General features: G+C 35.2%; 11 protein-coding genes. 2 read left to right on the plus strand and 9 right to left on the minus strand.

Going from position 1 to position 14803, the window contains the following annotated elements; translation table 11 throughout:
• Positions 1–165: 165 nt before the first annotated feature.
• The 3 genes from WKH12_RS00825 to WKH12_RS00835 form a co-directional block, all read right to left on the minus strand.
• Positions 166–801 carry a DnaA ATPase domain-containing protein gene (locus WKH12_RS00825; RefSeq protein ID WP_253309351.1) on the minus strand — a complete coding sequence of 212 codons (636 nt, stop codon included), beginning with the start codon at positions 799–801 and terminating at the stop codon, positions 166–168.
• Positions 802–930: 129 nt separating this feature from the next.
• A complete protein-coding gene (locus tag WKH12_RS00830; protein WP_434732405.1) occupies positions 931–2004 on the minus strand; it encodes an AI-2E family transporter in 1074 nt (357 codons plus the stop codon).
• Between the two features lie 49 nt (positions 2005–2053).
• Positions 2054–2962, minus strand: a complete 909-nt coding sequence (locus WKH12_RS00835) for a PGAP1-like alpha/beta domain-containing protein (RefSeq protein WP_434732406.1) — start codon at positions 2960–2962, stop codon at positions 2054–2056.
• An 84-nt stretch (positions 2963–3046) separates the two neighbouring features.
• Between WKH12_RS00835 and ispF the strand changes: the two genes are divergently transcribed.
• The gene (ispF, locus tag WKH12_RS00840) at positions 3047–4384 is read left to right on the plus strand and encodes a 2-C-methyl-D-erythritol 2,4-cyclodiphosphate synthase (protein ID WP_434732407.1); all 1338 of its coding nucleotides are present in this window, start codon (positions 3047–3049) and stop codon (positions 4382–4384) included.
• Between the two features lie 384 nt (positions 4385–4768).
• Positions 4769–6124: an IS66 family transposase gene (tnpC, locus tag WKH12_RS00845; RefSeq protein WP_434732010.1), complete on the plus strand. Its 1356-nt coding sequence runs from the start codon at positions 4769–4771 to the stop codon at positions 6122–6124.
• Between the two features lie 116 nt (positions 6125–6240).
• Here the strand turns inward: tnpC and ubiH are convergent, their stop codons facing one another.
• From ubiH to WKH12_RS00875, 6 genes are all read right to left on the minus strand, one after another.
• Positions 6241–7389, minus strand: a complete 1149-nt coding sequence (gene ubiH / locus WKH12_RS00850) for a 2-octaprenyl-6-methoxyphenyl hydroxylase (RefSeq protein WP_253309980.1) — start codon at positions 7387–7389, stop codon at positions 6241–6243.
• 552 nt (positions 7390–7941) lie between these two features.
• Positions 7942–8952 (minus strand): Mrp/NBP35 family ATP-binding protein, encoded by a 1011-nt coding sequence (locus tag WKH12_RS00855; protein WP_434732408.1) that lies wholly within the window; start codon positions 8950–8952, stop codon positions 7942–7944.
• 521 nt (positions 8953–9473) lie between these two features.
• A complete protein-coding gene (typA, locus tag WKH12_RS00860) occupies positions 9474–11303 on the minus strand; it encodes a translational GTPase TypA (protein ID WP_253309662.1) in 1830 nt (609 codons plus the stop codon).
• Positions 11304–11408: 105 nt separating this feature from the next.
• Positions 11409–12005 carry an orotate phosphoribosyltransferase gene (gene pyrE, locus WKH12_RS00865; RefSeq protein WP_434732409.1) on the minus strand — a complete coding sequence of 199 codons (597 nt, stop codon included), beginning with the start codon at positions 12003–12005 and terminating at the stop codon, positions 11409–11411.
• 3 nt (positions 12006–12008) lie between these two features.
• Complete coding sequence (locus tag WKH12_RS00870) at positions 12009–13193, minus strand: dicarboxylate/amino acid:cation symporter (RefSeq protein ID WP_264732084.1); 1185 nt, start codon at positions 13191–13193, stop codon at positions 12009–12011.
• A 208-nt stretch (positions 13194–13401) separates the two neighbouring features.
• Positions 13402–14727 (minus strand): dihydroorotase, encoded by a 1326-nt coding sequence (locus tag WKH12_RS00875; RefSeq protein ID WP_264688260.1) that lies wholly within the window; start codon positions 14725–14727, stop codon positions 13402–13404.
• Positions 14728–14803: the final 76 nt, after the last annotated feature.

Genomic DNA, 14803 nt, shown 5'->3' on the forward strand with positions numbered 1-14803 from the left:
AAGTGAGCTCTACTATAAATATAGAATACTTCTTAGCTGTATCTATCTATATTTATTATAACATAACATTTATTATAATTCTAACATGGACAGATAGAGATTTCAATTACGTTAGTGTTATGGGTGTTAATAAATTTTTAATATATACCTTTACAAAAGAAGAAATCAAATGGCATCTTTTTTAAATAAAGTGCTAATAAAAGGAACGGTCACATTTGACCCTATAGATTCATTATCTATCTTCTCTATAATTTTATCAATGCTATAGAAAGAACGTTCTATTCTTGCTAAAATATAATTAATCACTTTTAAATCAATTTTTAACTGTTTATCTGAAAATCGTTTTATTAGCATGATTCTTAATAATTCTTCGCTTGCAGGCAAAATTTTTACGCTGATAGTTGATAATATTCGAGAACTTAAATCTCTTAGTTTGAAGTTAAGTTTTTTTGGTGAAATTGAAGAAGTGATTAGCAGCTTCTTATCATTTTCTTTCATGTAATTGTAACAATGTAATAACATTTCTTCATCTTTAATGTTTTGTACGTCTTCTAAAATAAAAGCATCGCTATACCTAATCTCGCTTACAAAGTTATTCACATTGATAAAAATTGCATCGTTTATTGACTGCCAAATATGAGCAAGATGAGTTTTACCAGAGCTTTTAGGTCCAAAAAGAATGAGAGATTTCCAAGATAAATCCTCAATTACTGAATTATATATGTGCTTATTTTCATCTAAGATGATGTAATTTTGCCGACTATAATCAGCTTGATTGTTGTTAAATAAATTTAATTGCACATTAAACCTCTTACGTAACCTCTTTCTGGTAGTAATTTTTGCGCAGAAATTTACTTACGCTCCTCAAATATCTCAGGTATTCTGGGCTCATTTCTCCTCTTACCATAAATTGATTATGCAAAAGGTCTGTTAGCCGTTTTTATAAAGCTCACTTTTAAAATATTTATTGATTGCATATTCTACTGATACATTGAACATTGCTATTATTGGAATAAAAAGTAATATACCTGTAAATCCAAAATATGAAGCGCATATAGTAATTCCCAGAATAATTACAGTTGGATGTATATGAACTTTTTTTCCTATTAATAAAGGAACTAATATGTTTGAATCTATTAATTGTCCAACACCAAATAATAGCAAAACGGCAGCACTTTCAAACCATTCACTAAATTGAGTAATAGCGCTCAAAAACCCAATAATGGTATATAATAATGGTCCTACGTAAGGTATGAACGTTAATATTCCTGATAAAATTCCAATAACAATAGAGTGTTTCAATCCGATTATGCTCAGGCTCACAGAGTAAAAGACCATCATGACAATACATACATTTACCTGCCCCTTTAGATAATTAGATATGATGAAATCCACTTTGGAAAAATAATTTGCAACTTTTTCTCTATAAGAAACAGGAATTAATTTATTAGCTTTTTCTATAATTAAAGGCCAATCACGTAATATATAGAAAAACACTACAGGAGTAATCACCATTAATGATACCGTGTAAATCAAGCTAAAGCTTGAACTTAACACTTGGATTATAAAGTTACTAGCAATATCAAGAGCATTTATGAAATAAGATACATAGTCGCTGTAATTTTCTGCTAGATTTTTAGATAAGTGATCAAATAAGCTATCCTCGATTTTTATATTAAGAAATTCTAATACAGAGGGGATTACTTTAAGTTTTAATGAAGGCACTTTACTCACTAAGAAATTTAATATTGAAGTAATTTGAACATATACAATAGGTAAAACAAATGTTATAACTAGTATAAAAGCTATTAATAAAACAAGTATTATAAAAATTACAGAACATGAACGCGGTATTCTATACTTTTCAAACTTGACTACTAGCGGATTAAACAAATATGCAATAACAATAGACATTAAACATGGAAAAATCATAGGACGCATCAGGAATAACATCCCTATTATAAAAAGGAGTATAAAACAAATAGTTATATGACGTTTTTGCATGCGTTTAGCATAGTCAATTTACTGAAAAATATACAGTTTATTGTAAATACTATCTATTCATTGTTTTATCAATTTTATTAAGTATTAGGTCAATCAAATTTTCACCCAATTCTTGACTGAATAAAACTCCGTTATGTGGATCATCTTCATACCTTTTCGAACTAACAGTCTTGATCAATTTTCCACGTAGCAATACATCATTTTCTATTGCGTGCGCCAATTGTGCAGGTTGTGGTATTAAGTAATCTCTTTTGCTATTAATAACTATTATTGGCATATTCAATTTTCCCTCATCTCGCAACTTTCGTATATCGTTCACTAAATCAAAATCTAGATCTAAAGCCTTTAGCAATTTTTTAAAAATGGATGAGGGCAACATACTTAAAATTTTTGCTTGAGGGATCGGAAAATGCCCTATTGCTGTATGAAAAGAGCTGAAAGTGCTAGTAAAAATAACACTTCCAAGTTTAACGTTTTTGTCTGCAAAGTGCTTCAAAACTGCCGATGCAACTGCTCCTCCAAAGGAATGGCCAAAAAGTATAATGTTTTCAGGCCTCACACCCTTGTCCATTAATTCATTGATTTCTTCTATCGAGGGCTTAAGCAAACTTTGATCTCTATTTATAAAGGGAATAATAATAAGCATTACGGATAAAAAAATGCAAGTTAGAGCAGCTAAGCTTGCTAAACCAACTACTCCAGCTGTTATGGGGCTTATAAGTAGTAATATTGCAATGGGCGCTGATACAGATGCCACGAGGAACAAAAAGCTAACTGCAGCATAAGTTATGTAGTTTTGGAATATAGCCGGATATTTATGTGTATGAGCAATAGCTTTTAGCCTATTTCTGCCACATAAATGCTGTAAGCATTGTTGAGCATTTTTATGATTATCCCCTATTCCATGAAAGAATATAAGGTGTATCTCATTTTCTTTATTACACTTAGTAATGTGCATTCTAGCATCGTATTATATCTTATAAGATAATACACTCTTTTTTTAAAACTGTAAATAACTTGTTACTATACACTTACGCTGAAAATGATAAATATGCACACTAACAGACTTAAGAAATACAAAATAGCAGCATTAATAGTTGCAGCAGGAGTAGGCAGTAGATGCAGTAACACAATTCCTAAGCAGTATACAAAACTTGCAGGTAAATCTGTTTTATTTCATGCAATTAAAAGATTTCTGGCTAACCAATATATAGATTACATAAGAATAGCAATTAATAGAGACCATGAAAGTTTTTATAGGGAAGCAATGGATCTCTTATCCAACCATTATTTAAGTGAAAAATCAGCAGTACACTCCTTGATGTCATTCCAGCGCGTGACGCTGGAATCTAGAAAAAAAGAAAGTATGGATCCAAGTAGTCAAGCTACTTGGATGACAGGAGGTGTAGATACTAAATTACTAAGTCCAATATATGGAGGAGAAAACAGGCAAAATTCAGTTAAACTAGGGCTTGAAAGCTTACAAAAAGTTAACCCAGATTTTGTAGTTATACACGATGCTTGTAGGCCTTTTGTGTCAGATGTTCTGATAGATAACTTGGCTCAGTCCATGATTAATGATCAATATACAGGAGTAGTACCAGCAATAGAAGTCGAAGACACTATGTCATTGGTGGGTAATAATTTCGTTGAATCTACGATTTCAAGAGGAAAACTCAGAGCCATACAAACTCCTCAAATTTTTAATTTCAAAGAATTATTATCGTGCCATCAATCAGACAAAGAATTTACTGACGATTCATCACTAATGGTAGAGCACAAAAAACATGTTGCGATTATTAAAGGTGAGAAAAGCAATTTTAAGTTAACCACAAAAGAGGATATCAATATGGCAAAGCTTCTCTTTGAAGAGCCAAAATTTCGTGTCGGAACTGGTTATGATATACATAAGTTCATTAAAGTTCAAAATGGTGCTGAGAGCTTTATAAAAATTTGCGGTGTGAAAATTGAGCACAACATGGCAATAGAAGCACATTCAGATGGTGATGTTGCAATACATGCAATCGTTGATGCAATACTCGGAGCACTGGGATGTGGCGACATAGGAGAGCACTTTCCTCCTAGTTCCTCTGAATGGAAAGATTGCAATTCATCTCACTTTCTTGACTTTGCTGCTAAAAAAGCAAAGGAAAAAGGGTACAGCGTGTCTAATTTAGATATTACTATAGTTTGTGAGGAGCCTAAAATATCGCCTTACAAAGTAGAAATGAAGAAATTCATATCAAAAGCATTAGAGATTGATGATGAATTCGTAAATGTCAAAGCAACCACTGCAGAAAAATTAGGTTCTCTTGGAAGAAATGAAGGAATAGCAGCATATGCTTCTGTGTTATTGCATACAAACTTTTATTGGGAATAGAAACGAAAAAACTTCCTTGACAAACTCCGCCAACCCCCTTACCATAAACACTGAAGCTATTTATTTATCTTCTCTGTACAGATTAAATGACAAAAAAACTCACGTATCTGGCGTTTCATGTTTAATTTTTTGCACTATGTGCACTCTATGTCTTTATAAAATTTCTAGGTTTTTACCTAATATAAGCTGAAATGCGCTTATAAAGCATTTAAAACATCAAAAAACGCCAACTTAAAAAATGGATAGTGAATAACTAGCTACCCTAGGGTTTCTTTTGCCTTTTTTTCTGTTTAGTAAATTTCGTAACCGTTCACGGAGATAAGGTGGTTTACAAAGTAAGTATAAAAGTGTAAAGAGATAGGAAGCTAAATATGGAATGGGTAAATGACAACAGTGCTGCAAGAAAAGGTTGTAGCAGAAAACGCTAATCTCAAGGAAGAAATAAAAGCACTGATCAGAGAAAATGATAGCTTGAAAGCAAAAATAGTTGAATTAGAAGACAAATTGGGCTTAAATTCGCAAAATTCATCGCTGCCACCATCACGAGATATATATCGTAAGAAAGCAAAAAAGAAAAGTGATAAAAAACCAGGAGGTCAGCCAGGACATAAGGTGCATAAGCGTGAATTAATGGCTGCAGACGAGGTAGTGAGATGCACAATTGATACAATTTGTATGTGTGGAGGTAAGATTACTTTAGAAGATGAAATTATTCATCAGAAGGCAGAGTTGCCAGAAATTAAGCCAATTGTAACTGAGTACAGGTTGCAAAGAGGACATTGTAGAGTATGTAATAAAAGAATTACAGCAAATTTACCCGAAGGTGTTGCAAGAGATTTTCTAGGACCCAATGCTAAAACAGTTATAAGCAGCCTTAGCGGCTTTTTTATTAACTCAAAAAGAGAGGTACAGCAAATTTTGGGCAGTATTTTTAATCTAAATATAAGCCTTGGTTTAGTCTCAAATACTGAACGCAGGGTATCGAAGAAGTGTGCATCTGAATATGAGAAAATGAAGGAAGAGTTGCAAGGAAGCGAGTATTTGCATATAGACGAAACAGGGCACAGAAATCAAGGAAAGAGAGGCTGGAGTTGGGTAATAACAAACAAAGCGTTGACACTTCTGAAGGTAAGCGAGTCTCGTGGTAAGAAGGTGTTGAAGAGTTTACTGCCAGAATATGATGGTATATTTGTGAGCGATAGATACGCTGTATACAATTACTTCAATCGTGAAAATAGACAGATATGTTGGGCACATCTGGCAAGAGATTTTGAGAGATTTGCCCATAGTAAAAATGTTGAAGTGAGCAAAATTGGCCAAGCACTAAAATCGCTCAGCAATAAGGTGTTTGTAGTAGATAAGGCAAAAAAACAAAATTTGATAGATAATTTGAGATTTTATCGACTGGTGCGAAAAATTCGGAAAAGGGTAAAACATTTTTTACGTAAAATGACGAGGGTTGCAAATAGCACTCAAGCTTCAAGAATGGCCGCTAAGATGTTACGATCTGAGGATATGATGTGGAAGTTTTTAAGAAAACCTGAAGTGATAGAAACAACTAATAACCTTGCAGAACGGCAAATTAGACGGTACGTAATTTATCGTAAAAACAGCTTTTTCACCTGGTCAGAACGTGGAGAAAGATTCGTGGAAAGAATGTTGTCGATATTTTTGACATCACGTCTCAATGGCCAGAACCCCTTTCAAAAGCTACAGAATCTAGTAGCTGTCACTGCTTAGTTCTTTAATTCATTCTCACAATCCGTGAACGGTTACCCTGTTAGGCCCAAATTGCAATGTTCGTACAGTTGTGGATACCGCGGCGGTATGACTTGCATTAGCTATAAAATAGTAGTTTATATAAATCCCATAGCATGCCGAATGAAGCTTTTTTTGAGAAAATTTGAATTTTCAACTGCAATCAAGCCAAGATTTCTTAGTGCTTTAGCGCAGAATATTCTGTTGGAGAACATCCTATTTAATCCATCAGTTGCAAGCGCCATTGTAAAATTATCAAAGTATCTGTTACGTGAAATTTTCTTTAATAAATAACTACTGCCAACATCAATACCAGATGCTTTTGCAGCAACTATGTGCTTTATAACACTTTCTACATCTCTAATTCCAAGATTAAGCCCTTGACCTGCAACTGGATGAATTGAATGTGCTGCATCGCCGATAAGCAAAACTCTACCCTTATATAACTTTTTTGCGAAAACAAAACTTAAAGGATAAAGTTTTCTTTCACCCTCTAATTTTATCTCTCCTAAATAAGAACCAAATCTTTTTTTGAGCTCTATAATAAATTCTTCTTCAGACAGATCCATTAGCATTTTTGAAATTCCAGATTTTTCTGTCCAAACTATCGAAGAAGTATAGCCACCCTTCATCGGTAGAATTGCAAATGGACCGCCAGGAAAAAAACGCTCTACAGCTAAGTTTTGGTGATGCAGTTCATGCTTTACATTAAATACTATGCTACTTTGTTTATAATCAAATTTCACTGTCGGTATAGAAAATAACTCTGGTAGTTTAGAGTTTTTGCCTTCAGCGCAGATAAGTAGCGATGATATTAATTCCTGGTTATTATCAAGAATAACTTCCACATATCCTGAATCACAAGCAATTGTTTTATAGGAATGTGGAGAGTATATATTTAGTTTATTCAGAAAATTATTGTTGATTGCATTCCATATAGTAGCATTGTTAATAACATAACCCATTGGTTCTTCACCAACCATTTTATGATTGTAATGCACAGTAACCGCATCTAATATGCATATATCAAGTATTGGCTCAGCTTCGCTTTCTATAAACTGCCAAATCCCTAATTTTTCCAATATTTTTTTCGAGCCTTGAGAAATAGCAAATGCTCGGTTGTCATCTACTACACGTGGTAGACTATTTTTTTCAATCACAGCTACAGACACAGAGTCACAACTGAGGCCAATTGCAGTAATAAGACCAAGCAACCCACCACCTGAAATGATTACATCATAATTCATTTTATTCACGCTAATTGTAAAATTATATTTTATCTATTTTGAAAATAGTTTAAACAAACTTTGTATACTATGAGTAAAAGACTTTAAGGTTTTCCTATATACAAATTAAGTCTCTTAGAACCTGTCTTGAAAATGGCTAAGCATAGAAGTAATCATATTAGATTTCTTGCATAACCCAAACTAAGTAGAAAAAAGGCAACTCCCCTGTCATCCCAGTAGCCCTCTTCTTGTCATCCCAGTAGCCCTTTCTTGTCATCCCAGTGCGTGACACTGGGATCTCATTTTACTTTATAATGATGTCATGGAAGTAGCTGACACTGGAATTCAGAAAAAAGGATGATGTCATTCCAGTCTGGAATCCAGCCTTTCCATAATCATCAAAACGTTGTATTTTAACATAAAACAGCTATTTTTATACTTAATAAAATTCCTGGATCCCAGACTGGGATGACACCCTTCTGGTAGACAATGTTCGTACAGTTGTGGATTCATTCGCGGTATAAATTCCGCTAACTAGTAGCGGAATGACGGTTTTTCAAATTGTAGGTAAACCTAAGCCACTTTAGCTATAACATCTTTAGCAATGTCTTCATAAATCTCTGCCAAATCTTCACTTAGCATTAAAGGATTTCCACAATCAGAAGCATGACATATTTGTGGATCCAGAGGAATCCTGCCTAGGAGTTTGATGCCCAGCTCCTCAGACATTCTTTTTGCGCCGTCTTTTCCAAATATGTATATTTCTGAGTCATTTTGAATGAAATAACTCATATTTTCCACAATTCCAATAACCGGTACGCTGAGCTTTTTAAGCATATCGTAAATTTTGCGAGCATCGATTAAAGAGAGCTCCTGTGGAGTTGAAACTATTATCGCCCCGGTTAAGTTAAAATTTTCCATAAGACTTAAATGCACATCGCCAGTTCCAGGTGGTGTATCAACTATCAAATACTCTATATCGGACCATTTTGTTCCCATGAGAAGATTATAAAGTGCTTTTGTGATCATAGGTCCGCGCCATATTGCTGCACGATCCTTGTCAACAAAATAGCCGATTGAAATAGTATGCAGTCCATACCTTTCTATAGGTATTGCTTTTCCACCCTGTATTTCTGGCTTTAATTTTTCAGTGCTAAGCATTTTAGGAATTGAAGGACCATATATATCTGCATCAACCAGCGCAACTTTATGTTTCAACTTTGCTAATGAGAGAGCAAGATTTAGCGCAACTGTGGACTTACCCACACCGCCTTTACCAGAGGCCACAACGATTATATTTTTCACTCCTTCGATATGTAATTTAGCTTTTTGTTGCCCAGTTTGTTTTTGACCAGTAGCAACCACGATCACTTTTGTCACCCCCGGTATAGCTTTAACAGCTTGCTCACAATTTCTTCTTAATTCTTCGTTTGCTTGCGTGTTACCGGCAACTTCAAGCGCAAAACCAATGTCCCCGCCTTTAATAATGATTGAGGATATTATGCCAAGAGCGATCACATCTTTGCCGCTTTTTTGCTCTATGACTTTTTTTAAGTTCTCTCTTACAATTTCTTCGTTGATCATTAGACCTCTTATATAGCAGATCCCAGTGCGGAACATTTGTTTCGGAAACAGTATGTTAAATGTTATAGCAGGTTTTGCCTAGAACACAAGCCAAGTACTGGTTCACTTTATGACAGTATCATGAAAGTAGCCTCTTTCTTGTCATCCAAGTAGCTTGATACTGGTTTACTTTATGATGATGTCATGAAAGTAGCTGACACTGGTTCTTTTTTTCTAGATCCCAGTGTCACGCACTGGGATGACAAAAAAAGGAGCACTGGAATGACAGCAGTCCCACGTCATACCGCGATTCATTCGCGGTATCTCTTAACATAGATCCCGCTAACACGTAGTGGGATGACGGTTGTCGGTGAACCTAAGTTACTTTAGCTACAAACATTAAGAAATTTACTAAATGAAAAAAAAGGCAAAAGAAGCCCCGTGGTTATTATCCGCTTTAAAATATTGGCGTTTTTTATGTTTTAAACGCTTGACAAGCGAGATAGTACGCTGCTACGAAAATTACCTGCAAAAAGAAACCTCTACTCCTTATTCTTTGCCCTTCCTGCACGCTTACGTTCATTTGGATCAAGGAATTTCTTGCGTAAACGTATAGATTTTGGAGTTACTTCCACCAATTCATCATCATCTATATACGCTATCATATCCTCCAGTGTCATTATCTTTGGAGGAGTGAGTTTTATGGCTTCATCACTACCTGAAGCTCTTACGTTTGTTAATTGCTTACCTTTTAGCACGTTTATCTCCAAATCATTGTCACGGCTATGCTGGCCGACAATCATGCCACAATATACCTTATCCTGTGGCTTGATAAACATAATTCCCCTGTCTTGCAAATTGAAAATTGCATACGCCACAGCCTCACCCTTATCTGTAGAAATTAAAACTCCATTGCGCCTTCCAGAAATTGGACCTTTATGTGGAGCATAACTATGAAATAAACGGTTAATTATGCCTGTGCCCCGAGAATCAGTTAAAAACTCTCCTTGATAACCAATTAATCCTCTTGATGGCACTAAAAACGTTAATCTTGTCCTACCATTACCAGAAGGTCTCATGTCAGTCACTTCACCTTTTCGGAAGCTGAGTTTTTCCATGATGATTCCACTATATTCATCATCTACATCAATTACTACTTCCTCTATAGGTTCAAGTTTTTTGCCATCTTCTTCCTTAAATAGCACGCGAGGGCGTGATACTGAAAGCTCAAAACCTTCTCTCCTCATATTTTCAATTAACACTCCAAGCTGTAGCTCACCACGTCCACCTACTTCAAACGCTTCACCACTTGATGCCAAAGTTACGGTAATTGCAACATTTGTTTCTGCTTCTGCATATAAACGATCCTTTATAACGGTTGAGGTAAGCTTTGTTCCCTCTTGTCCGGCAAAAGGTGAATCATTAACACTCAGAGTAATCGCCATCGTCGGCGGATCAACTGGAGTTGAGCTTACTGCAGTTGTAACCTCTGGTACTGCTATAGTGTCAGAAACTGAAGCTTTCTCAAGTCCTGCAATTGCAATTATGTCTCCCGCCACAGCTTGTTCTACTGGAATACGTTTCAAGCCAGAAAATGAGAGCAACTTAGTTAATCTCCCTCGTTCAATTACTTTACCGTCCAGATCAAGTACCTTAAGATCTGAATTGACTTTTGCAACGCCCTGATAAACCTTTCCTGTCAATATTCTGCCAAGAAACTTATCAGACTCAAGTAGAGTGACCAACATAGCAAAAGGGGCATTTTGATCATAAACAGAAGGTTTTATATAATCTATAACCGTTGAAAATAATGGGCTTAAATCTTTTCTTTCATCAGAAAGCTCCTTAGCACACCAACCATTTCTACCTGAAGCATACAACACTGGAAAATCTAGCTGCTCGTTGGTTGCATCAAGGTTAAAAAATAACTCATATATTTCATTTAATACTTCATCAATTCTGCTGTCTGGTCGGTCGACCTTATTGATTATCACAATTGGCTTCAAATTTGCTTTTAGTGCTTTTGACAACACAAATTTAGTTTGTGGCATGGGACCTTCCGCAGCGTCAACCAGCAGCAACACACCATCTGCCATGCACAATACCCTTTCTACTTCTCCACCAAAGTCTGCGTGCCCTGGCGTATCAATAATATTGATTTTTTCATCACCCCACATTATTGATGTGCATTTTGCAAGTATTGTAATTCCGCGCTCACGTTCTTGGTCGCCACTATCCATAACTCGCTCTTGAACTTCTTGATTCTCACGGAACGTGCCACTTTGTTTTAACATGTTATCAAGCAAAGTAGTTTTACCGTGGTCAACGTGTGCGATTATTGCTATATTACGGATCGATTTAAATTCGTTCATTTTCTATCATTTCAAAATTAATTTAGTAATAAGTATACATAAAATACACTTGGAGTAAATAACTAAAGCTGTGTATAAGTGCTGTGTTTCCAAGATATTATAGGATTACTTTGTTAAATATTCTCTACTCCCAGGTTTTGTTATGGGTAGTTGTTTTAATTCACTTGGAAGTTCTTCCTCGCTGTAGTTTTGGATGTTCAGTTCAATCAAAGATATGACAGGAAAAGGCAGTTTCGTTTCACTATTCCTCTTTATTAAAGAAGCTTCAGCAATGACTTTACCTCCCTCCCCTTCTGCACATTTCACTGCTTCAAGTGAAGATTTGCCTGTGGTTATCACATCCTCGATAAGTAATATTTTCTCACCCTTTTTGATCTTAAATCCACGGCGTAATTCAAACTTGCCATTAACGCGCTCGCAAAACATTGTCTTTATTCCAAGCTGCCTGCCAATCTCATAACCTACAACTATTCCGCCAATTGCAGGAGATAATATTAAATCTATGGAGCTATTTAATTCTTTTTTTATTTTATCTGCTAATAATGCGCAAACTTTCATGGCTCTGCTTGGATTTTCAAAAATCTTCGCACACTGTATGTATGTGTCACTATGCAGCCTGGATGATAAAACAAAATGCCCATGCAAAATTGCTTCTGCTTCTTTAAATTCTTTTATTATTAGGTTGTTTTCGTCTAATATCATTTTTTAAGTTTCACTATTACATTCTTTATTAATTATCTGAGTGATACAAATATCAGACCACACGTTTATTGCAGTTTCAAACATATCGATGATTGTATAAATAGGCAAAATCAGTCCCATAATATGCAGAGGAACATTCATCGACATGAGATAACTGGTTGCCATAAAATAGCACCCCATCGGCACTCCAGCGTTACCAATTGCTGCACTAGTTGCTAAAAAAATCCATATAAACATTTCGCTTAAGGAAAATGCGCATCCATTCATCTCTGCAACAAACATTACAGTGATTAGTATAAATGCAGCACATGCATTCATATTAATTGTTGTGCATATTGGTAAAATAAAGGACGACAATTTCTTTGGCACCTTTAGCTTATTTTGCACACAGTCTATAGTTGTTGGCAATGTTGCACTGGATGATTTAGAAAAAAACGCAAGTGTGAGTGCCGGCATAACCCCTTTCAGCGTTTGAATTGGTGATATGCCTTTATACCACATAAGTAGCGGTAAAATCAGAAATGCCTGCACAAAATTTGCAGACATTATGCAAACAAAATACCATAAAAGACTGTAGAACTCGCTACCACCTTTTAATTCGTGCAAAAAACATGTAATAAAAGACCACACAGCAAGTGGAACAAGCTTTAGTAACCCCTGAGCAATTTTAAGTAACGTATCGAAAAGTGCAGAGAATATTTGATGTAATATGTCCTGCTTTTCTTTTGAAAGTGAAACAATAGCTCCACCCATCAAAAAAGCGATCAATATGCTACCAATAACGTTATTTTCAAGAAAAACTTGCACAAAATTCGAAGGAATGAGTGATTTTAAGTATGAAAAGTAACTGTAATTGTTATTATCCAAACTTCCTATCGTGTTACATATAAAATTTTTTTTCACTGGGTCTATTAGCAGGTAAAACAATAATGCAACAAACGCAGCTATAATAGTTGTAAGCAGCGTATAAAATAGTGTTTTCTTAACTAAGGTTTTAATTTCGATTGAGTCTTTAAGTCCTGAAATTGTGGAAACTATTGATAGAAAAACTAAAGGTAAACTTATTAATTTCAACAAACTAACAAATATGTCACTAAACAGCTTTGCTATTTCAAATATAATCTCACTGTTTAAATAGTAAGCAACTATTGCAAACAGTATAGAAAAGAGTATTGCAAACTTGTGCATTGAAAATAAAACTTCAAAGTAACATTATACAACAATTTTGCTGTTTTGGAATCAGATTGATAGACAAAATAACTTTATAGATTAGGGAAAGATAAGTAACATTTCATTATTAATTAAGTGTTAAAAATATGTCATGCGATGTACTTTAAATTCAGGTGCACTTAGCCCATTCTGGTGATAACAAATTGGAATAGATAAGGTATGATAACTAACTTTTCTGTGAGTATATAGTTTTGCCAGACACAACAGTACGTACCACGTGCCCTTTTACTTTGCGCCCATCGAAAGGGGAATTCTTTGATTTACTAGCAAAGTTGTCAGTTTTAATTTCCCATTCATGATTGAGGTCAACTAAAATTAAGTCTGCAGCAAGGTTTTTTTGTATACGACCACGTGATACGTGTATTATATCTGCAGGCTTATATGTCAATTTTGCAAGCACATCAAGTAGACCCATTTGCCCACTGTGGTAAAGTTCAAGTGAAAGGGGCAGCATTGTTTCAAGGCCAACAATACCAAATGCAGCATTTTCAAGTGGAAGATCTTTAGAATTACGATCATGCGGAGCGTGATCGGTTGCAATGCAATCAATCACACCTGTCTTTAAACCTTCAACCATAGCTAAACGATCTTCTTCAGTGCGAAGCGGCGGGTTCATTTTTGCAATTGCTCCATGTTGTTTTACTATATTTTCAGTCAAAGTGAAGTGATGAGGGGTTACTTCACATGTAACATTTAATCCCAAATCTTTCGCACGTTTAATAGCATCAAGTGAATCTTTTGAAGAGACATGTAGAATATGGTAGTGCACATTTTCCATATCTTTCATGAGCAGTATATCACGATTTACCATAACCGATTCTGACGCACTCAAGATTCCCTTTACTCCCAATTCTTCAGAAATTTTACCTTCGTTGATTGCACCACCTGCTGATAAATTTAAATCTTCTGCATGTTGAGCAATAGGAACACCCAGCATACTTGAATAAAGCAGCGCCTGTCTCATAATCATTGGGTTCATAACTGGCATGCCATCATCAGTGAACCCAACCGCACCTGCTTCCTTTAAAAGTGCCATTTCAGTCAACTTTTCTTCCGAAGTGGTGATTTTAGCGTAAAATTCAACGTTTACATGTGAAGTTTCAAGTGCTCTATATTTCAAATATTTAGCCAAAACAACGCTATCAATTGCTGGAACAGTGTTCGGCTGACAAACTACAGTTGTAACGCCTCCCGCAGCTGCAGATTTGCTGCCTGTATATATAGTTTCTTTATGTTCTTGGCCTGGTTCACGAAAATGTACGTGAATGTCAATAAGGCCTGGCATTAGAACAAGCCCTTTACAGTCTATTGTTTCATCGACCCCACTTGTTGAAAATAATGATTCACCAAAGTCAACAATTTTATCCCCTTCAGTCAATAATGAACCTTTTATATCAAGCTTAGTTTCGGGATCGATAACACGAGCATTAATATATGCAATTTTATAGCCTTCCTTTTGCCCTGTTTGCAGCAAATTCCAAGTTTGAGTCATTATATTTGAGTATCGATTATAAAATAAATCTAAAGTTTTTTTAACAAAACACAACCAAATAAAAACGCAGACTAAA

This window comes from Wolbachia endosymbiont of Zygogramma bicolorata (genome assembly GCF_051130665.1).
Lineage (GTDB): Bacteria > Pseudomonadota > Alphaproteobacteria > Rickettsiales > Anaplasmataceae > Wolbachia.